The sequence below is a fragment of the Oceaniglobus trochenteri genome, from assembly GCF_020529025.1.
GTDB classification, from domain to species: Bacteria; Pseudomonadota; Alphaproteobacteria; order Rhodobacterales; family Rhodobacteraceae; genus Oceaniglobus; species Oceaniglobus trochenteri.
This window is the reverse complement of record NZ_JACNMM010000003.1, coordinates 529,793-549,961: the sequence shown is the minus strand read 5'-3', so window position 1 is coordinate 549,961 and position 20,169 is coordinate 529,793. Positions and strand designations below refer to the sequence as shown.

Annotated in this window: 20 protein-coding genes; 7 read left to right on the top strand and 13 right to left on the bottom strand. The window is 65.5% G+C overall.

The window, feature by feature from the left end; all coding sequences use genetic code 11:
* Positions 1–101: 101 nt before the first annotated feature.
* Positions 102–1,130: a uroporphyrinogen decarboxylase gene (hemE, locus tag H7828_RS06950; protein ID WP_226780276.1), complete on the top strand. Its 1,029-nt coding sequence runs from the start codon at positions 102–104 to the stop codon at positions 1,128–1,130.
* Here hemE and H7828_RS06945 read toward each other — a convergent pair.
* The 5 genes from H7828_RS06945 to clpS form a co-directional block, all read right to left on the bottom strand.
* A complete protein-coding gene (locus H7828_RS06945) occupies positions 1,099–2,574 on the bottom strand; it encodes an MFS transporter (RefSeq protein WP_226780275.1) in 1,476 nt (491 codons plus the stop codon). The genes hemE and H7828_RS06945 overlap by 32 nt on opposite strands.
* Before the next feature lie 128 nt (positions 2,575–2,702).
* Complete coding sequence (hemF, locus tag H7828_RS06940; protein WP_226780274.1) at positions 2,703–3,584, bottom strand: oxygen-dependent coproporphyrinogen oxidase; 882 nt, start codon at positions 3,582–3,584, stop codon at positions 2,703–2,705.
* 25 nt (positions 3,585–3,609) lie between these two features.
* Positions 3,610–4,422, bottom strand: coding sequence for an SDR family NAD(P)-dependent oxidoreductase (locus H7828_RS06935; RefSeq protein WP_226780273.1), 813 nt, complete (start codon positions 4,420–4,422; stop codon positions 3,610–3,612).
* Between the two features lie 18 nt (positions 4,423–4,440).
* Positions 4,441–5,424 carry a class I SAM-dependent methyltransferase gene (locus tag H7828_RS06930; protein ID WP_226780272.1) on the bottom strand — a complete coding sequence of 328 codons (984 nt, stop codon included), beginning with the start codon at positions 5,422–5,424 and terminating at the stop codon, positions 4,441–4,443.
* A 9-nt stretch (positions 5,425–5,433) separates the two neighbouring features.
* Positions 5,434–5,754: an ATP-dependent Clp protease adapter ClpS gene (gene clpS / locus H7828_RS06925; protein ID WP_226780377.1), complete on the bottom strand. Its 321-nt coding sequence runs from the start codon at positions 5,752–5,754 to the stop codon at positions 5,434–5,436.
* A gap of 135 nt (positions 5,755–5,889) precedes the next feature.
* On the opposite strand from clpS, the gene H7828_RS06920 reads away from it, so the two are divergent.
* Positions 5,890–6,594, top strand: coding sequence for an HAD family hydrolase (locus tag H7828_RS06920; protein WP_226780271.1), 705 nt, complete (start codon positions 5,890–5,892; stop codon positions 6,592–6,594).
* 261 nt (positions 6,595–6,855) lie between these two features.
* Positions 6,856–8,181 (top strand): D-alanyl-D-alanine carboxypeptidase family protein, encoded by a 1,326-nt coding sequence (locus H7828_RS06915; RefSeq protein WP_425354939.1) that lies wholly within the window; start codon positions 6,856–6,858, stop codon positions 8,179–8,181.
* Positions 8,182–8,250: 69 nt separating this feature from the next.
* Here H7828_RS06915 and H7828_RS06910 read toward each other — a convergent pair whose 3' ends face one another.
* The 6 genes from H7828_RS06910 to H7828_RS06885 all read right to left on the bottom strand — a co-directional run bounded on the left by H7828_RS06910 (position 8,251) and on the right by H7828_RS06885 (position 15,072).
* Positions 8,251–9,861: an ABC transporter ATP-binding protein gene (locus H7828_RS06910; RefSeq protein ID WP_226780269.1), complete on the bottom strand. Its 1,611-nt coding sequence runs from the start codon at positions 9,859–9,861 to the stop codon at positions 8,251–8,253.
* Positions 9,858–10,187, bottom strand: a complete 330-nt coding sequence (locus tag H7828_RS06905; RefSeq protein WP_226780268.1) for a hypothetical protein — start codon at positions 10,185–10,187, stop codon at positions 9,858–9,860. Before H7828_RS06905 ends, H7828_RS06910 begins: the two co-directional genes overlap by 4 nt.
* Positions 10,184–11,293, bottom strand: coding sequence for an ABC transporter permease (locus H7828_RS06900; RefSeq protein ID WP_226780376.1), 1,110 nt, complete (start codon positions 11,291–11,293; stop codon positions 10,184–10,186). Before H7828_RS06900 ends, H7828_RS06905 begins: the two co-directional genes overlap by 4 nt.
* Positions 11,294–11,363: 70 nt before the next feature.
* Positions 11,364–12,440 (bottom strand): microcin C ABC transporter permease YejB, encoded by a 1,077-nt coding sequence (locus H7828_RS06895; protein ID WP_226780267.1) that lies wholly within the window; start codon positions 12,438–12,440, stop codon positions 11,364–11,366.
* A gap of 6 nt (positions 12,441–12,446) precedes the next feature.
* The gene (locus H7828_RS06890; RefSeq protein ID WP_226780266.1) at positions 12,447–14,372 is read right to left on the bottom strand and encodes an extracellular solute-binding protein; all 1,926 of its coding nucleotides are present in this window, start codon (positions 14,370–14,372) and stop codon (positions 12,447–12,449) included.
* A 178-nt stretch (positions 14,373–14,550) separates the two neighbouring features.
* Entirely contained in the window at positions 14,551–15,072 is a 522-nt protein-coding gene (locus tag H7828_RS06885; protein WP_226780265.1) for a c-type cytochrome, read from the bottom strand.
* A 134-nt stretch (positions 15,073–15,206) separates the two neighbouring features.
* Between H7828_RS06885 and H7828_RS06880 the strand changes: the two genes are divergently transcribed.
* Genes H7828_RS06880 through H7828_RS06870 form a run of 3 tightly spaced genes read left to right on the top strand, consistent with a single transcriptional unit; the run spans position 15,207 to position 16,757 of the window.
* On the top strand, positions 15,207–16,040 hold the full coding sequence (locus tag H7828_RS06880; RefSeq protein WP_226780264.1) for a prephenate dehydratase: 834 nt from the start codon (positions 15,207–15,209) through the stop codon (positions 16,038–16,040).
* A gap of 10 nt (positions 16,041–16,050) precedes the next feature.
* Entirely contained in the window at positions 16,051–16,401 is a 351-nt protein-coding gene (locus H7828_RS06875) for a Lin0512 family protein (protein ID WP_226780263.1), read from the top strand.
* Positions 16,398–16,757, top strand: a complete 360-nt coding sequence (locus tag H7828_RS06870; RefSeq protein WP_226780262.1) for a Lin0512 family protein — start codon at positions 16,398–16,400, stop codon at positions 16,755–16,757. Before H7828_RS06875 ends, H7828_RS06870 begins: the two co-directional genes overlap by 4 nt.
* Before the next feature lie 23 nt (positions 16,758–16,780).
* Here H7828_RS06870 and H7828_RS06865 read toward each other — a convergent pair whose 3' ends face one another.
* Positions 16,781–18,454: a thiamine pyrophosphate-binding protein gene (locus tag H7828_RS06865; protein ID WP_226780261.1), complete on the bottom strand. Its 1,674-nt coding sequence runs from the start codon at positions 18,452–18,454 to the stop codon at positions 16,781–16,783.
* Between the two features lie 72 nt (positions 18,455–18,526).
* Between H7828_RS06865 and H7828_RS06860 the strand changes: the two genes are divergently transcribed.
* Positions 18,527–19,054 (top strand): NADPH-dependent FMN reductase, encoded by a 528-nt coding sequence (locus tag H7828_RS06860; protein WP_226780260.1) that lies wholly within the window; start codon positions 18,527–18,529, stop codon positions 19,052–19,054.
* Between the two features lie 85 nt (positions 19,055–19,139).
* On the opposite strand, the gene H7828_RS06855 is transcribed toward H7828_RS06860, so the two are convergent.
* On the bottom strand, positions 19,140–20,165 hold the full coding sequence (locus H7828_RS06855; protein WP_226780259.1) for an NAD(P)/FAD-dependent oxidoreductase: 1,026 nt from the start codon (positions 20,163–20,165) through the stop codon (positions 19,140–19,142).
* Positions 20,166–20,169 lie beyond the last annotated feature (4 nt).

Sequence of the window (20,169 nt, the reverse complement as noted above, 5' to 3'; positions counted from 1 at the left end):
GCCAATCCCTAGCCCCGGCGCAGGCGGGTGACAACCGAAACCCGCTTGACAAACCGTCCCGCGAACCAGACCACCCATGGGTGCAACCGACGGGGGATACCATGGCCGAAAAGTTATTGATGCGCGCACTTGCCGGTGAAACGCTGCCCACGCCGCCCGCGTGGATGATGCGCCAGGCGGGCCGCTACCTGCCCGAGTACAAGGCGACCCGCGCCAAGGCCGGCGACTTTCTGTCGCTGTGCTATAACCCCGACCTGGCCGCCGAGGTGACATTGCAGCCGATCCGCCGCTTCGGATTCGATGCCGCGATCCTGTTTGCCGATATCCTGCTGATCCCCGATGCGCTGGGGGCCGACCTGTGGTTCGTCACCGGCGAAGGCCCGCGCCTGTCAACCATCACCGGCCAGGGCGATTTCGACGCCCTGAAACCCGCCGATGCGGTGCACGACCACCTGTCGCCCGTCTATGAGACGCTGAAGATCCTGTCGCGCGAATTGCCGTCCGACGTGGCGTTGATCGGCTTTGCCGGTGCGCCCTGGACCGTGGCCACCTACATGATCGCCGGGCGCGGCACCCCCGACCAGGCCCCGGCCCACGCCCTGAAGGACACCAACCGCCCCCTCTTCGAGGCGCTGCTGGAGCGGATCACCGAAGCGACCATCGAATATCTTTCCGCCCAGATCGACGCGGGCGCCGAGGTGGTCAAGCTGTTCGACAGCTGGGCCGGATCGCTGAAGGGCGATGATTTCCGCCGCTATGCCCTGGAACCGGCGAAACGGATCATCGCCGAACTGAAGGCGCGCCACCCCGGCGTTCCGGTCATCGCCTTCCCGCGCGAGGCGGGCGATGGCTATATCGGTTTCGCCCGGGAAACCGGCGCGGATTGTGTCGCGCTCGACAATTCGGTCAGCGCCGAGTGGGCCGTGAAGAACGTGCAGGTTGATGGCTGTGTTCAGGGCAACCTGGCCCCGGGACACATGGTCACAGGCGGTCAGCCCCTGATCGACGAGGTGCGCCGCATCAAGGCCGCCTTTGCGGGGGGGCCGCATATCTTCAACCTCGGGCATGGCATCACGCCGGATGCCGACCCCGAGAATGTCACGCTGATGCTTGAGACCTTGCGGGGCTGAGCGACGAGGGCCGGGGCAGAAGCCAGACCGCCCCGGCCAGAAGCGCGAAGGACAGCACCGGATAGGCGATCGCGGTTGAAAAGGCCCGTTCATAGACAAGATGCGCGGCGGGGCTGCCCGCCGCCGGCACCCCTTCCAGCATCGTGAAGAAGATCTGCCCGACGATGGCAACGCCCATGGCGCCGCCGACCTGCTGAAAGGCCTGCAACGTTCCCGAGGCCGAGCCGCTGTCAGGCCCCGACACCGACGACAGGATCGTGTTGAACAGCGGCGAGATGGCAGTGCCCAGCCCGAACCCGGCCAACAGCAGCGGCAGAACGAAGGCGCTGCGCAGAATCTCATCCTCCATCATGCCCACCACGATCCAGAGGCTTCCCATGCCGATGGCCACCGACAGCCCGCCCGCCGTGATCCGCGGACGCAGCAGACGGTTGCCCAGCCGCCCCGCCACCAGTGACGCCGCCAGCACCCCGAACGAGAAGGGCATCGTCGTCAGCCCCGATTCAAGCGGGGTAAGCCCGAAGCCGTTCTGCAGGAACAGGGCCATGATCAGGAAAAAGCCCGGAACGCCGGAAAACAGCAGCGCGGTGATCAGCACGCCCAGAAGATAGGTCCGGTTGGCCAGAAGGCTGGCGGGAAGAAGCTCGGGGCGCTCGGCCTCGGCCTGCCGCCGCTGCCAGCGGGCAAAGAGAAAGGCCATGGGCACCGCCCCCGCCATCATCAGGAAACACCACAGGGGCCAACCCAGCGCCCGCCCCTCGATCAGCGGGAAAACCACCATGAGAAGCGTGACCCCCGCCAGAAGTATGCCCACCGCGTCGATCCCCAGGTCGCGGCGGCGCCCGACACGCGGCAGGAACCGCAGCGCCAGAAGGATCGCCGCAAGGCCGACGGGAATGTTGACCAGGAAGATCGGCCGCCAGTCCAGCCCCCAAAGATCGGCCCCGATCAGAAGCCCGCCCAGCACCGGCCCGGTGACCGAGGCAAGCCCCGCCGAAAGCCCGAACAGGGCGAAGGCCGCGCCCCGCTCTTCCGGGGGAAACAGCGCCGGTACAAGGGCAAGGGTTTGCGGAATCATCATCGCCCCGCCGATGCCCTGCACCACCCTTGCGCCCACCAGCGCCTCGATCGTGGGGGCAAGGCCGCAGAAGGCCGACCCGATGGTAAAGACCACGACACCGGCGATGAAGACATTGCGCCGACCGTAGATGTCACCGAACCGCCCCCCCGGGATGAGACACAGCGCAAAGACCAGGATATAGACGGCCACCACCCATTCGATCTGTTCGGGGGTGGCGGCAAAGGCCTCCTGCATGCTGGGCAGGGCGACGTTCACGATGGTCACGTCGATCAGGTTCATGAACCCGGCCACAAGAAGAATGCCCATGGCGACCCAGCGCGCCCGGGGATCGGGCGGTGTCGCGGTTTGCGGTGTGTCAGTCATCGGAATGCCTTTGCAGTGACCCGCGCATCGGGCCACGGGGTAATCTAGACCGGCTGGTACAGTTTGAAAGGCGGGAATGTAAAGAACGCCGCCGCCCGTCCGGGCAGCGCGCGAGGGTGCTCAGGCGATCAGACCCACTTGGCCAGAGGCGGCAGGCTCATCAGCACGGCGTTGGCATCGTGGCCGGTTTCCAGCCCGAATTTCGTGCCCCGATCATAGACCAGGTTGTATTCGGCATAGAGCCCGCGATGCACCAGCTGCACATCCTTCTCGGTCTCGCCCCAGTCCATGGCGCGGCGCTGATCCACCAGCGGCAGATAGGCCGGCAGGAAGGCGCGGCCGATGTCCTGGATCAGGGCGAAATCCGCCTCCCAGTCGCCGGTGCAATGATCGTCGAGGAAGATGCCCCCCACCCCGCGGGCGCGGCCCCGGTGAGGGATGTAGAAATAATCGTCGGCCCAGGCCTTGAGCCGCGGATAGAGGTCGGGCCCGTGCGGATCGAGGTGGGTTTTCTGCGTGGCGTGGAAATGCGCCGTGTCTTCGGGGTATTCGATGCAGGGGTTCAGATCGGAGCCCCCCCCGAACCACCAGGCATGGGGCGTCCAGAACATGCGGGTGTTCATGTGAACGGCGGGGGCGTGGGGGTTCTGCATATGCGCCACCAGGCTGATGCCACTGGCCCAGAAGCGCGGATCATCGGCCATGCCCGGGATGCCCTTGCGCGCCGCCATGGCCGCCTGGGCACGTTCGCCCAGCGTGCCGTGAACGGTCGAGATGTTGACGCCGACCTTTTCGAAGACGCCGCCGCCGCGCATCACGCTCATCAGGCCGCCGCCGGCATCGCTGCCGTCATCGGATTTGCGCTGCGTCCGGGTCACTTCGAAACGCCCGCCGGTGGCGCCGTCGGCGTGCCGGTCTTCCTGCGCCTCGAAGGCGGCGACGATGGTGTCCCGCAAGTCGCGGAACCAGGCCGCGGCGCGCGCCTTGCGCTCGTCCATATCGGTTTTCATGGCTGACCCCCTTCTGCCTGCCCGCTCAGTGCGCCGCGCGGTCGACGACATCCAGCAGGGTGCGCCCGCCGTCTACCGTCAGGATCTGGCCGGTCATGAACTTTGACCCGTCCGAGGCCAGGAACTGCACCGCTTCGGCCACTTCACCGGGGCTGGCGATGCGCGACAGCGGCGTGTGGTCGATGATGTCGGCGCGCATCCCGGTCTTGTCGTCCTTGATCGCACATTTCAACGAAGCGCTCATCACGCTGCCGAAGGCCACCGCGTTGACCCTGATCCGCTCGGGCGCGAGGGCCACGGCAAGCGAACGTGTCGCCTGGTCCAGTGCGGCCGAACTGACCGAATAGGCCAGCAGGTTGGCATGGGTGCGGCGCGCCGCGATCGAGCTGAGGTTGATGATCGACCCGGCGGGCCGGTCCTCGTGGCCATCCTCGGCGGCCTGCTTGATCATGCGGTTGGCGAAAAGCTGTGACAGGCGCAGCGTCGTCATCAGGTTCTGCTGAAGCAGGATCGACATCGAATCGTCATCGGGGTCCAGCGGATCGGTGGGCATCATCTGGCGCGAGGCATTCACCAGGATATCGACCCGGTCATAGGCATCCAGCGTGGCGGACAGTAGGTTGGCGATGGTCAGCTTTTCGCGCAGATCGCCACAGAAATACCGGATCGAATCGGATTTCTCCTGCGCCTCGCCACATTCATTGGCCAGGCGGTCCTCGTCCATGTCGGCGAACATGACATTGGCGCCGTTGTCGACGAAATGGCGGGCGATGGCCAGGCCGATGCCATTGGCGGCCCCTGTAACGACTGCGGTCTTACCTGCGATGGAAAACGACATGCGGCACTCCGAAACGGGCTAGTGGGGTTTCTTGCGCGGGCGCTCGGCGTGGATCACCTTGAACGCCGGGTCACGCACAAGATCGGTGGTCTTGACGAACTTCTCGCCAAGCTCCGTCTCATAGGGCAGATGTCGGTTGGCCACCAGCCACAGTTGCCCGCCCGGCTTCAGCATCCGCGCGGCTGCGGCGATAAAGGCACGGCCCAGCGACGGATCGGGCGCGCGGCCGATGTGGAACGGCGGATTGGTCACAACGTGATCGGCACCGCCCGGAAGGGCAAAGGTGGTGGCATCGGCCCAGTGGAACCGCGCCCGCGGATCGGTGACGTTGTCGCGCGCACAGGCCAGGGCGGCATGATCGGCCTCGACCAGGTGAAGTTCGCTGATGTCGTCACGCGCCGAAAGCTCGGCCGAAAGATAACCCCAGCCCGCCCCCAGATCGACGACGACGCCCTTCATCTGCGCCGGAAGATGCGCCGCAAGAAGCTGTGAGCCGCGGTCGATCGCATCGGCGGAAAAGACACCCGGCACCGTCACCATGCCGTTCAACAGGCGCGACGGCGCCGCGCGCCAATCGGCCACATCTGCCCCCGTCACGCAGAACAGCTTGCCATGGGCCTTGGCGATCACCTCGCCCAGGGTGGCGCGCTTGCGAAGCTCGCGGATCATGCTGTCGGCGCCGTCGGTCTTCTGGCCGTCGATCCAGACCGGGCCATCCCCCACCAGCGCGGCGGCCCGCGCGATCAGGTCGCGCGCCTGATCCTTGGCGCGGGGCAGAACCACCAGCGCGGCGGCAAAATCGCCTGTCGGCTCGGTCACCACGTCCAGCCCGCGCGCCTTGAGGGCGTCGTGATCGGGGCGCAGCGTCTGCACCACCTGCAGATCCGCGCCCAGCAGGGAAAGATCGTCACCCGAACGCGCGCCGAACACGCAAAGCCGCCCGGACCCGGGCAGCGAAAGCAGCCCGCTGTCGCGGGCGAACATCAGTCGGTTGGTCAGCATCGGCCGAACCTATTCCTTTTCCATGGTGCATTGCAGGGGGTGCTGATGGCGACGGGCAAAGTCCATCACCTGGGCCACCTTGGTTTCGGCCACTTCGAAGGAAAACACCCCCACGACCGCCAGCCCCTTCTTGTGAACCGTCAGCATCAGTTCGAAAGACTGGGCATGGTTCATGCCGAAGAACCGTTCAAGGACATGCACGACGAATTCCATCGGCGTGTAATCGTCGTTCAAAAGCATGACCTTGTAGAGCGGCGGGCGTTGGGTTTTCTTGCGTGTCTCAAGGATGACGCCCGCGTCACCGTCATCAGGGGCGTCCTTGTCCGACATCTGTATAGGGGTCGATTTCACGTCGCACTCCGGATCGGTCGGGAAATGGCAGCTTTGATGCGACTATATAAGCCCTGAGTTCCGTGTGAAAAGGGGGCAATGCCCCGACGTTCCGAAACCACAGCCGGAGACCCAATGACGCCCGCCCTGACAACCATCGCCTTCGACGCCGATGACACCCTTTGGCACAACGAAACCTTCTTCCGCCTGACGCAGGAACGATTCGCCGCCCTGCTGGCCGATTATGCCCCGCGCGACGATCTGGATGCCCGCCTTCTGGCGGCCGAGCGGCGCAACCTGGGCCACTACGGTTTCGGCATCAAGGGCTTTGTCTTGTCGATGATCGAAACCGCCATCGACATCACCGACGAAAAGGTGCCCGCCCGCGTGATCCGCGAACTTGTCGATGCCGGGCGTGACATGCTCGAGCACCCGATCGATCTTCTGCCCGAGGTCGAGGACACCCTGCGCGCCCTCTCGGGCGATTTCCGCCTGCTGATCATCACCAAGGGCGATCTTCTGGACCAGGAACGCAAGGTGGCGCAATCGGGGCTGGGTGATCTTTTCGACGGGGTCGAGATCGTGTCGGACAAGACCGCCAGCGCCTATGACGGCATCTTCGCGCGCCATGGCACCCGCGCGGCGCAGGCGATGATGGTGGGCAATTCGATGAAATCCGATGTATTGCCGGTTCTCGAACTGGGGGCCTGGGGCGTGCATGTGCCCCATGGCGTGACGTGGGAGCTGGAACGGGCCGCCGCCCCGGACAGCCATCCGCGGTTTCACCAGGTCGACTCGCTGGGTCAGGTCATGCCGCTTGCCCGCAGGTTGTGCGGCTAGCCACATTGGTTTCGAAACTTGCAAGACATCTTGCGGTTGCACCCGATTCGGCACCCCACATATTGACGACGCACTTCAACGTCCGCCTGAAAGTATCTGAATTATAGGTGTTTTCCTGCCACAAGAACTGTGCTAGCCTTGTAGAACAATATGGACCGGGCGACAGATCCGGCCATTTGAGGCAGTAAAAGGCAGTATACCGTGGGAACACGACTCAAGCATCTTGTCCGTGCAGGGCTGCTGTTCACGACACTTGTTGTCATGATGGCGCCTTCAATGGCACGCGCCGCGCCCTACGCGGCAATGGTGATCGACGCACGCACCGGTGAGGTGCTGCATTCGCGCAACGCCGACACGCGGCTTCATCCGGCTTCCCTGACCAAGATGATGACGCTCTACATCGCCTTCGACGCGATTCGCAGGGGCGAAATCTCGCTTGATACGAAGGTGCGCATCTCGAAACATGCCGCCTCGGAGCCGCCCTCGAAGCTGGGCCTGAAATCCGGTCAGCGGATTGATTTCCGCTACCTGATCCGCGCGGCTGCGATCAAGTCGGCCAACGATGCCGCCACCGCCATCGGCGAGGCGCTGGAAGGCTCGGAAGCCGCCTTTGCCCGCCGCATGACCCGCACCGCCCAGGCGCTGGGAATGTCGCGCACCACCTTCAAGAACGCCCATGGCCTGACCGAATCGGGCCACCTTTCGACGGCCCGCGACATGACCAACTTGGGCCGGCACCTGCTGTTCGACTTCCCCGAATACTACAACCTCTTCTCGCGCAAGAGCGAGGATGCCGGGGTCCGGCAGGTCAACAACACCAACCGCCGCCTGCTGAACGATTATCCGGGCGCCGACGGGATCAAGACGGGATACACCAGTGCGGCAGGGTTCAACCTTGTCGCTTCGGCCGTTCGCGGCAACGAACGGGTGATCGCCACGGTCTTCGGTGGCCGTTCCAGCGCGGCGCGCAACGCCAAGGTGGCCGAGCTTCTCGATCTCGGTTTCCGGCGCGCGCCCAGCTCGGCCCCCACCACCAAGCCGGACACGCCCGATCTTGTCGCCGTGGCCGAAGGCGGTGATCCCGACCTGAAGGGCAAGACGATCCGCCTGGTGATGGCGCCCAGCTCCTCGCGTCGACCCACCCGGCGCCCCGGCGTTGCCCAGCCCGAGATGGTGGTGGCCGAGGCCGAGGATGTCGGCGTCACCCGCAAGGCCGGCGCGGCGGACGAACTGATCGTTGCCGCCGCACCGGTCCCGCCCCCCCGCCCCTCGGGGCTGGCGGAACAGCCTGCATCGGGCACGCCCGGCGCATTGCAGCTTGAGGTGGTGACGCGCGTATCCACATCGGGCGGGCGCCACTTCGGGATCAACGTCGGCAAGTACGGTTCGAAATACGAGGCCGAGCGTGTGCTGCTGAAGACCGCCCTGGTCGAGATCGGCACCCTGGACGAGGCCCTGCGCAAGGTCGTGACCCGCCAGGGCGGCTACGAGGCCAACTTCGTCGGCATGACCGAGGACATGGCAGCCCTTGCCTGCCGTCGCCTTGAGGCGCGCAAGATTTCCTGCACCACCATCGGCCCAAGCTGACGCGCAGGGCGCGCGCCAGCGCCCGGGCCGCAGCCTGGCATGACAGTGACGGCACCCCTCGGGGTGCCGTCAGTCGTTTGTCTTGTGGGTCAGGGCCGCGGCCAGAAGCATGCGGGTATATTCGCTGCGGGGGTTGGAAAAGACCTGTTCGGCCTCGCCCTGCTCGACCACATCGCCCTGTTTCATCACCATCACCCTGTGGCTGAGCCCGCGCACGACCTTCAGGTCATGCGAGATGAAGATATAGGCCAGCCCGTACTTCTGTTGCAGATCGCGCAGCAGCTTCACGATCTGCACCTGAACCGTCATGTCCAGCGCGCTGGTGGGTTCGTCCAGCACCACCAGAAGCGGCCGCAGGATCATCGCCCGGGCGATGGCGATACGCTGGCGTTGGCCGCCGGAAAACTCGTGCGGGTAACGATGCATGGTGGCCGGGTCCAACCCGACCTCGGCCATGATCTCGGCCACCATGGTGCGCTTGTCGCGCCCGTCGCGGGTGCCGTGAATGGTCAGTCCTTCGGCGATGATCTGCTCGACCGTCATGCGCGGCGACAGCGAACCGTAAGGATCCTGAAAGACGATCTGCATTGCGCTGCGCACCGAACGCATGTCGCGCCCGCGCAGCCCCTGGATGTTGCTGCCCATGAAGACGATCGGCCCCTCGGAGGGGATCAGCCGCATGATGGCCAGGGCCAGCGTCGTCTTGCCCGACCCCGATTCGCCCACAATGCCCATGGTTTCGCCCCGGCGCACCGACAGGCTGGCGGCGTTCACCGCCTTCACATGGCCGACGGTCCGCTTCAGCAGCCCCCGCTGTATCGGGAACCAGATGCGCAGGTCTTCCGTGCGCACGATCTCTTCGGCGTCCTCGGGCACCGGTTCGGGCAGGCCCGTGTCTTCGGCGCCCAGAAGCATCCTGGTATAATCGTGCTGCGGATTTCCGAAGATTTCGGCGGTGGGGCCATGCTCGACGATCTCGCCGTCCTTCATCACGCAGACCCGGTCGGCGATCTTGCGCACGATGCCCAGGTCATGGGTGATGAACAGCATCGACAGCCGTTCCTTGCGCTTCAACTCGTCCAGAAGGTCAAGGATCTGCGCCTGGATGGTCACATCCAGCGCGGTCGTCGGTTCATCGGCGATCAGAAGGTCGGGCCCGTTGGCCAGGGCCATGGCAATCATCACCCGCTGGCGCTGCCCGCCCGACAACTGATGCGGATAGGCGCCCAGCCGCGTTTCAGGGTCGTTGATGCCCACCTGCGTCAGCAAGGCGATGATGCGGTCACGCGCCTTCTGGCCGCGCAACCCCTGGTGCAGGGCCAGCGATTCGGCCAGCTGCTTTTCCAGCGTGTGCAGCGGGTTTAGCGATGTCATCGGCTCTTGGAAGATGAAGCTGATGTCGTTGCCGCGCACCCGGCGCAATTCGGATTCGGGGGCGCCGATCATCTCGGTATCGCCATAGCGGATCGACCCGGTCGAATGCGCCGAATCGCCCAGAAGCGACACGGTGGACAGCGCCGTCACCGATTTGCCCGAGCCGGATTCCCCCACCAGCGCAACGGTTTCGCCCTTGCCCACCTCGAAGGACACGCCACGCACCGCATGGGTTTCGGCGCCATCCTGGCGGAAGGTCACGTTCAGGTTACGCACCCGCAGAACCGGCTTTCCCCCGCCGATCATGCCAGCACCCCGGTGACAAGGATCAGACCGGCGAAAAGCACCACACCGACAATCGCGATCACCTGATGCCCCGGCGAGGGCCAGAGCCCCCGGCGCCGCAACAGCAGGAACGACGCCAGCGGGATCAGCGGAATGACCGCAGGCAGCGCCACGGTCAGAAAACCGAGAACAGCGAACAGCGCGTCATGGCGCGCCGCATTGGCCATCCCGGCCGTCGACCAGGTCCAAAGCCCCGCACCCAGCAGCAGAAAGGCGAAAAGGACGCCATAGATCACAAGGGCCGCGACATAGGCACGCCAAAGCCAGGGGGTGTCGGTCAAGGTCACTGGAAGGTCTTTCTGGGGTCGAATGCGTCGCGGATGCCCTCGAAGATGAAGACCAGCAGCGACAGCATGATCGCGAAGGTCAGGAAGGCCGTGAACCCCAGCCAGGGCGCCTGAAGGTTCTGCTTGGCCTGTAGGGTCAGCTCTCCCAGCGAGGGGGCCGAGGACGGCAGCCCGAAGCCGAGAAAATCGAGGCTGGCCAGCGTGCTGATGGTGCCGGTGATGATGAAGGGCAGCATCGTTACCGTCGCCACCATGGCGTTGGGCAGCATGTGGCGGAACATGATCGTCCAGCTGCCCACCCCCAGCGCCCGGGCGGCGCGGACATATTCGAAGTTGCGCGCGCGCAGGAACTCGGCCCGCACCACCCCGACAAGGGCGGGCCAGCCGAACAGGACGGTGACAAAGACCAGAAGCCAGAACCCCCGCCCCAGGATCGCGAACAGGATGATGATGACGTAAAGCGATGGCGTGCTGCTCCAGATTTCCAGAAAGCGCTGGAAGATCAGGTCGGTCCAGCCGCCGAAGAACCCCTGCACCGCCCCGGCGATGATGCCCAGGATGCTGGTCAGCACCGTGACGATCAGCGTGAACAGGATCGACAGGCGGAACCCGTAGATCACCCGCGCCACCACGTCGCGCGCCGTATCGTCGGTGCCCAGCAGGTGATCGCCATCGGGGGCCGAGGGCGCGGCGCCGCCGATGTCGTTGATCGTGTCATAGGAATAGGGGATCGGCGGCCACAGCACCCAGCCCTTGGCGAAATCGGCGTTCTGCGCCAACCCGCCAGTTTCGGCGGCTTGCATCATGTCGGCCGGGCTGTCGAAACAGTCCTCCAGCCCGCCGGTGATGATCAGGCATTGCACCTCGGGGTCGGAATAGACGGCCTCGGTCTGGAAATCGCCCCCGAAGGCCGTTTCGGGATAGAAGTTGAACACCGGCGTGAAGTATTCGCCGCGATAGTTCACCAGGATCGGCTTGTCGTTGGCAATGAACTCGGCAAACAGCGACAGGGTGAAGATCACCGCGAAGATCCACAGCGACCACAGGGCGCGGCGGTTGCGCTTGAAGTTGCGCCAGCGGCGCTGGTTCAGCGGGCTGAGCCACATGCGCCTGCGGGCCGGCACCACCGGGGGCGGGGCATCGTGGCCGGGGGCGGGCAAGGGGTTCATGCTCATCTCAGCCCTCCCGCCGCTCGAAGTCGATGCGCGGATCGACGAAGACATACATCATGTCCGACAGGATGCCGACGACAAGGCCGATCAGCCCGAAGAAGAACAGCGTGCCGAAGATCACCGGGTAATCCCGCGCCACCGCCGCCTCGAACCCCAGACGGCCCAACCCATCGAGCGAGAAGATCGTTTCGATGATCAGCGACCCGCCGAAGAACACGCCAATGAAGACCGAGGGAAAGCCGGCGATCACGATCAGCATGGCGTTGCGGAAGATGTGGCCGTAAAGCACCGCGGATTCCGACAGGCCCTTGGCCTTGGCGGTGACGACATATTGCTTCTTGATCTCGTCAAGGAAGCTGTTCTTGGTCAGCAGGGTCAGCGTGGCGAAGGCCGAAATCGTGCTGGCCAGCACCGGCAGGGCGATGTGCCAGAAGTAATCCAGCACCTGCTGCACCGGCCCCATCTGGTTCCAGTTGTCGCTGGTCAGCCCGCGCAGGGGGAAGATCTGCCAGTATGACCCGCCCGCAAACAGCACCAGCAGCAGGATGGCGAACAGGAAGCCGGGAATGGCATAGGCCACGATGATCAGCGCACTGGTCCAGGTATCGAACCGCGACCCGTCGCGCACCGCCTTGCGAATGCCCAGCGGGATCGACACCATATAGGCGATCAGGGTGGACCAGAGGCCAAGGGTGATGGAGACCGGCATCTTTTCCAGCACCAGGTCCATGACCGAGATCGAACGGAAGTAGCTTTCGCCGAAATCGAACCGCATGTAGTTCCACATCATGTTCAGGAACCGTTCCAGCGGCGGCTTGTCGAAACCGAACTCGCGTTCAAGCTGGGCGATGAATTCGGGCGGCAACCCGCGCGATCCCACGTAGTTTTCGGTTTCGAAGTTGCCCGCATCGCCCGATCCGCCGGAGATGCCGGCAAAGACATCCCCCTCGCCCTCCATCTGGGCGATGATCTGTTCGATCGGACCGCCCGGCACGAACTGGGTGAGGGTGAAGTTGATGATCATGATCCCCAGAAGCGTGGGAATGATCAGCAGCAGCCGTCGAAGGATATAGGCGCCCATCGCGGGTTACAGCGCCCCCGCGGCGCGGAGCTTTTCGGCCTTCTCGGCGTTGTACCACCAGAAATCCATGTGCCCCAGGGCATAGGGCGGCATGTTTTCCGGGTGTTCGAACATGTCGTAATAGGCGACCCAGAAACTGTCGTTGTACCAGACCGGGATCATGAAGTGATCGAAGCGCAGCAGCCGGTCGACGGCGCGCACTGCCGCCTTCATCTCGTCCAGGGTATCGGCCCCGATCACCACATCGATCAGCTTGTCCACCGCCGGGTTGCAGTAGTTGGCGGGGTTGAACACGTCGTCGGCGTCCTCGCAGCCCAGCCGCTGACCCAGGCCCGACCCTTCGACAAGGCCGCTCTGGTAATAGTCGTAGATCATGTCGAAATCGCCGTCCCGCTCGCGCGAGGTGTACTGCGCATCGTCGATCCGATTGTAGGTGGCGTTGATGCCCAGCCGTTTCAGGTTGTCGACATAGGGCGTCAGGATACGGTCGAAGCTGGGGTTGTTTTGCAGGAACTCCACCTCGAACACCTTGCCGTCCTTGCGCCGCTTGCCATCGTCGCCGATGACCCAGCCGGCCTCGTCCATCAGGCGGTTCGCCTCGCGCAGGTTGCCCCGGTCAAGCTGGCGGTCGCCGCTTTCATGGGGCATCGTCACCGGTTCGGTCAGGATCGAGGGGTCGATCATGTCGGCCACGCTTTCCAGAAGCTCCAGCTCGCGCCCCTCGGGAACGCCGGTGGCGGCCAGGTCGGAGTTTTCCCAGAACGACGCACGCTGCTTGAACAATCCGTATTGCAGGGTGTCGTTGGTCCAGGTGAAGTTGAACATCAGGCCCAGGGCGCGGCGCACGCGGATGTCCTGAAACTTTTCCTTTTTCATGTTGAACACGATGCCGGTGGCGGCGGGCAGGCTGCCGTCCTTCAGCTCGGTCTTGATGATGGTGCCGTTTTCAAGCGCCGGGAAATCGTATTGCGTCGCCCAGGTGATCGAGCTGGTTTCCTGGCGGAAGGTATAGACCCCGGCCTTGAACCCCTCGAGCGCGGCGTTGCTGTCGGCGAAATACTCGACCCGCATGGTATCGTAATTCCAGCGGCCCTGGTTGATCGGCAGGTCCTTGCCCCAGTAATCGGGGTTGCGCCGCACCACGATCTTGCGCGGCGGATCGACGGTTTCAACCACATAGGGCCCGGTCCCCGGCGAGGCTTCGAGCCGCGATTCGTCCAGCCGCGCCCCCGTCTCCTCGAACCACTTTTTCTGGTAGGCGATCGAGGCGCCCGCCTGGCTGATCCGGCCCTGCTTGGGCTTGTCGGGGTTGAAGTGGAACTTGATCCGGTGCGGGCCCAGAACCTCGACCTTGGGAATCAATTCGCCCACGCCGATGCGGAACGAGGGAAACCCCTGCTCCATGAAAAGATCGAAGGTGTACTTGATGTCCTCGGCCGTCAGCGGCGTGCCGTCGGAAAAGGTTGCCTCGGGGCGCAGGTTGAAGATCACCCAATCCTGGCTTTCGGGATATTCCAGCGTCTCGCACAGCAGGCAATAGACGGCATAGGCATCGTCTGCGGTGCTTTCCATGATGCGTTCATGCGGCAGCAGCGAAAACGCCGAGGCCCGCCCCTGGCGCGCGGCGGCGTTCATGCTGTCAAAGGTGCCACGGGCCCAGACCGACATTTCACCGCCCTTGGGCGCGTCGGGGTTCACATAATCAAGGTGCTTGAAATCCGGGCCATACTTGGGCGTTCCCAGGTCCGAGAAGGCATGAGACGTGATGATCTTCTCGTCGCCCTCGCTGCGGGCCATGCCCGCGCAAAGCGCAAGGCCCGTACCCAGAACCAGCACGGCCAATCCCCGCGACCATCGCTGAACCTGGTCCTGCACCGGGGCGGACAGGGCGGCGGCACGGGATCGCGGAACGGCGGTATGGGGGATCGGCATGACGGCTCCTTCGCGGGGATGGGGCAAACGATGTTTCGCACAGGGTATAGCCGACGCCAGCCAGCGCAAGATCATTCTCGGTGAACTTGTGGTGAAATCACCGTGCGCGCCCAAGGCCGGCCCAAACGAAAAAGCCGACCGCGAACGGTCGGCTTGGGTTCCGGCGAAAGGGCCGCGATCAGTTGTCGAGGCTGTCGAGATAGGCGATCAGGTTGGCGCGGTCTTCCACGTCCTTGATGCCCTTGAACACCATCTTGGTGCCCGGCGCATACCCCTTGGGGTCTTCCAGGAAATGGCTCAGGTTCTCGGGGGTCCAATCGCCTTCCATGGTGGCCAGCGTGTCGGAATAGCTGAAGCCTTCGGCAGCGCCCTTGTCACGTCCGACGACGCCGTAAAGATAGGGGCCGGTGGCGTTCGCGCCCTTCTCCAGCTTGTGGCAGGCCGCGCAGGGGCGCCATTCACGTTCGCCCTTGGCCGGATCGGCGGCGGCATAGACCTCTTCGAAGGGAACTTCGGGTTCGGCATCCGCCTCTTCGGTTTCTTCGGCGCCCGTGTCGATCACATAGGCCTGGGCGTGGTCGTCACCATGGCCGCCCCCGGTGTGATACAGGGATTCGGCCACCCAGCCGCCCAGAAGAAACACGAGGAAAGCGCCACAGAAGGCGCCAACGATCTTGGTCAGGGTCATTGTGTCGAACATGTCGCGTTCCGTCTTGTCTCTTGCATTCGGTGCTACCTATCCCCTTACGCCCCCCGCTTTCAAGCGATATGAGGCGCGACCAAACGCCCAAGGTGCGAAAAGTGCGCGCCGTTGCGGGATTGCAGGAGGGAACGATGGCCGGATTGATCGCATTTCAGGGGGAACTGGGTGCCTACAGCCACCAGGCCTGCGTCGAGGCCCGCCCGGATTACGAACCCTACCCCTGCGACAACTTCCAGGACGCCATCGAGGCGGTGCGCAACGGCACCTGCGCCCTGGGCATGATCGCGGTGGAAAACTCCACCTATGGCCGGGTGGCCGATGTGCATTCCCTTCTGCCCGACAGCCAGTTGCACATCGTCGACGAACATTTCATCCGCGTGCATGTGAACCTGCTGGGCCTGCCCGGCGCCGAGTTGTCCGGCGTGACCCATGCCCATGGCCACGTCGTGATCCTGCCGCAGTGTTCGCGTTTCCTGCGCGAACATGGCATCCGCACCGTGGTCAGCCCCGACAACGCCCGCGCCGCCCGCGACGTGGCCTCGGGGGGTGATCCGTCACAGGGCGCGCTGGCCTCGGCCCTGGCGGCCGAGATCTACGGGCTCGACATCCTCGCCCCCCAGATCGAGGACAGCGACACCAACACCACCCGCTTCATCATCATGGCACCACAGGCCGACATGACGCGCCGGGGGCCGGGCAAGATGATCACGTCCTTCGTGTTCCGGGTGCGCAACCTGCCCGCCGCGCTGTACAAGGCAATGGGCGGCTTTGCCACGAACGGCATCAACATGACCAAGCTGGAAAGCTACATGGTGGGCGGCGAATTCACGGCAACCCAGTTCTACGCCGAGGTCGAAGGCCACCCCGAGGACGAGAACATGATCCGCGCCTTCGAGGAGCTGGACCACTTCACCGACATGATCACCCTGCTGGGCACCTATCCCGCCGATCCTCGCCGGGCCTGAGGGGCACGCCATGACACGGCGTCGCCTACTCACCGAATTCGGCATGGGCACCTCGCTGCGCCGGCAGGACTACACCCAGGCGGCCAAACGGGCGCTTCAGGATGCGCTGTGGCACAATTCGATCAACCTGGCCGAACTGTTCGGCTTTCCCAAGGAAGCCATGCTGATCGACGTGGAAATCGCGGTGCAGCAGCCCGAGGCGGTGGACACCGTCACCCTGGCGCAGGTCTTTCCCTACGGCACCCCGACAATCCGCGTGGTGAAGGGCGGGCTGGACGTGCCGCGCGGTGACGGCGGCAATCCCACCGTGATCGCCAATGCGGCGATTTCCGTCAGCTTCGACATGGAGCGCGCGCCATGAACCACCGGATCATCATCGAGATGGGCATGGGCAACGATCTGCACGGGCAGGATTACACCAAGGCCGCCCGCCGCGCGATCGAAGACGTGATTCGCCACTCGACACTGCCCCTGTTCGGCGCGCTGGCGCTGGAACATCACCAGATGGAGGTGCGCGTGACCGTCGGCGTTCAGGCCCCCGAGGCGGTGGATTGCGACGCCCTGATTGCCGGGCTGCCCCAGGGCCGCGCCCATGTGAAGGCCGTCCATGGCGGCATGAACGTCACCAATCCCGACACCGGCGAGGTCAGCGTCGTCGCCACCGCCGCGGTCGAGGCCTTCCTGCCGGTGCAGACCGGCTGGCGCCTGGCCCGCTGACCCCCCGGCCCGGCGGCCCCTACTTAGCCGGAGTTCTTCACCGCCAGCCGTTCCAATGCGGCGGCGCGTGTCGCGCTCAGGCTTTGACCGGTCGACAGGATGTCGGAATCGACCCGCAGTTCGATCACGGCGGGCAGGTTCGCCGCCCGCGCCCGCACGAAGGCCTCGGCAAAATCCCCGGTCCGCTCGACGATCTCGCCATGCCCGCCATAGGCCCGCGCCAGGGCCGCGAAATCGGGGTTGGCCAGGTCGGTCCCGCTGACCCGCCCGGGATAGTGGTTTTCCTGGTGCATCCGGATCGTGCCATAGCGCCCGTTGTTGACCACCACCGTGATCGGCGTCGCGCCATGCTGAATCGCCGTCGACATCTCGTTCAGGGTCATCTGGAAACAGCCGTCCCCGGCCATGCAGACCACGCAGCGCCCCGGATACGCGATCGATGCCGCCACCGCCGCCGGAAAGCCGTATCCCATCGAACCGCTGGTGGGCGCCAGTTGCGTGCCGAACTGCTTGAACCGGAAGTACCGATGCAGGAAGGCGGCATAATTGCCCGCGCCATTGGTCAGGATCGCATCCTCGGGCAGGTTGTCCGACATCCAGGTGATGATCTGCTCCAGCTTCACCGCACCGGGGGTTTCCTTGGGCTGCTGCCAGGCCTCGTATTCGGCCCGAGCCGCGGCCTGCCAGGCGCCATCGCGCTGCGGGGCGGGCAGCGCGGCCAGTTGCGCCACCACATCGCCGGCCCGCGCCGGAATCGCCAGGTCGGCGCGATAGACGCGGCCGATCTCGTTCGCGTCGGGGTGGACATGGGCAATGGTCACACCGGGCGCAGCGGGGTCGATCACCTCGTATCCGTTGGTGACGATATCGCCAAACCGCGCGCCCAGCACCACCAGCAGATCGGAGGCGCGCAGGCGTTCGCCCAGCTTCGGGTTCATGCCCACGGCCAGATCCCCCGCATAGGCGGGCGAACGGTTGTCGATGTGCCCCTGCCGGCGGAACGACACCGCCACCGGCAGCTTCCAGGCCTCGCCAAGGCGCTGCAACCCGGCGGCGGCCTCAGCCGACCAGCCCGAACCGCCCGCCACCACCAGCGGGCGTTCGGCCCCGGCGATCATGTCCCGCAGCGTTTCGACCTGGGCCGCCGAAACGGCCGGCACGGCGGGCGCGGTGGGTGCAAGGTCGGGCGCGTCGCTCAGCGCCGAAAGCATATCCTCGGGCAGGGCCAGAACCACCGGGCCGGGCCGCCCCGAAGTGGCCACATGAAAGGCGCGCATGATGTATTCGGGCAGACGCTCGGTCTGGTCCACCTCGGCCACCCATTTGACGAAGCCGCCGAAGAACTGCCGGTAATCCACCTCCTGAAAGGCTTCGCGGTCGCGGTGGCCCCGGGCGATCTGGCCGACGAAGGCGATCAGCGGCGTGCTGTCCTGCATGGCGATGTGCAACCCGGCGCTGGCGTTGCTGGCGCCGGGGCCACGGGTGACGAAGACCACGCCGGGCCGGCCCGTCATCTTGCCCCAGGCCTCGGCCATCATCGCCGCACCGCCTTCCTGACGGCAAACGACATTGGGAATGCCGTTTTCGTAAAGCCCGTCCAGCGCGGCAAGGAAACTCTCGCCCGGAACCGAGAACACGCGTTCCACACCATGGGCGGCCAATGCATCCGCCAGAATCTGTCCACCATGCCGTGCCATTGCAATCGCTCCCTTGTCGCAGCCTGCCTCGCGGGTTAGGTCGGCGCCCAACCCAACGGAAAAGAGGTCTTCATGCTGCTTGGCATCTCGGGCTCGCTGCGTAAAGAGGCGACCAATCGCAAGCTGCTGCGCATCGCGGCGCGGCTTTACGGTGGCCCCTTCACCGAGGCCGATCTGCGCCTGCCCCTCTACGACGGCGATCTGGAGTCCGAAAGCGGCATTCCCCCCGCCGTCGAAACACTTGCCGCACAGGTGGCCCAGGCCGAAGCGGTGATCCTGGCCACGCCGGAATACAACCAGTCGCTGTCGGGTGTGATGAAGAACGCGCTCGACTGGATCAGCCGCACGCCCGGCACCCCCTGGCTGGGCAAACCCGTCGCGATCATGTCGGCAGCGGCAGGCCGGGCCGGCGGGGCGCGGGCCACCTATGCGCTGCGGCTGGCCATGGCCCCCTTCCGCCCCCGCTTCAGCAGCGGCCCCGAGGTTCTTCTGGCCGCCAGTTCCGGTCAGTTCGACCCCACCGGCGACCTGACCAACGAGCGCGCCCTGAAAACCCTGGGCGAAGCGATGGAGACGCTGCGCCGCGAAGCGCGCGGCTGACTTTCCCCGGCCCGGGCACGGCACGCAAACCTTCGATCCGGGCGGGCGCGAAAAAATGGCGTGGCGCGTCAGCGCCGCCTTGGGATCACGCCGCGCTGGCCGTCACGCGAAACCCCTCGGGGATCGCGTCACGGCCCTCCAGCACCAGGTCGGCCATCACCTCGCTCACCTTGGGGGCCATGCCGAAACCGATCTTGAAGCCGCCATTGGCCACGAAATGCCCCGCCCGCCCGGGCCAGCCCCCCAGAACCGGCGCCCGGCTGCGCGCGCGCGGGCGCACCCCAGCCCAACAGGCGATCACCGGCGCATCGGCCAGAACCGGACAGGCGGCGCGGGCGCGGGCCAGCACATCGTCAAGCTGACCGTCGGTGCCCGTCGCGTCGTCGAACACCCTTTCGCTGGTCGATCCGATGGCGACCGTCCCATCGGCATGGGGCACCACGTGCAGCGCATCCGCGAAAAGCTGTGGCGCATCCCGGGCCTCCAGCCGCAGCAGCGCCGCCTGCCCCTTCACGCCGTTGCCCGCCGTTTCCCCAAGTGCCGCCAACCCCGCCACGCCGGTCGCCCAGACGACCGCGCCGGCATCCGGCGCCTCTTCCACCACGTCGCACCCGCTGCGCCGCAGTGCCTCGGCCAGGGCCAGACAGGCCTGCCGGGGGTGCAGACGCGCGCTCAGCGTATCGTGGATCAGCAGGCCGGTGGGTGACAGCGGCGCCCAGTCGCCCCGGGCCGGGATCACCTCCCACAGGGCGCGGCCCTGCCACAGCCGCGCCGCCTCCTGACCGCGGGCAAGGGCCAGATCGCGCGCCCTGTCGTCGGCCAGGGGTTGCAGGCGCCCGGTGCGCCCATATCCCGGCGACCGGCCCGACGCCGCCTCGACCCCGGCCCAGAATTCTTCGGCCATCATCAGGCTGTCGAACTGGAAGGCCTTCTTGTCGTTCCACCGCTCGGGCGTGTGCGGCGCCAATGCCCCGACGATCCCGCCCGAGGCCCCCGCCGCCACGCCGCACGGATCGACAACCCGCACCCGCGCCCCGCGCCGCACGCAGGCCCAGGCCACCGAAAGCCCGAAGATGCCCGCCCCGCGCACCGTCACATCGAGAGTTGCCATTCCC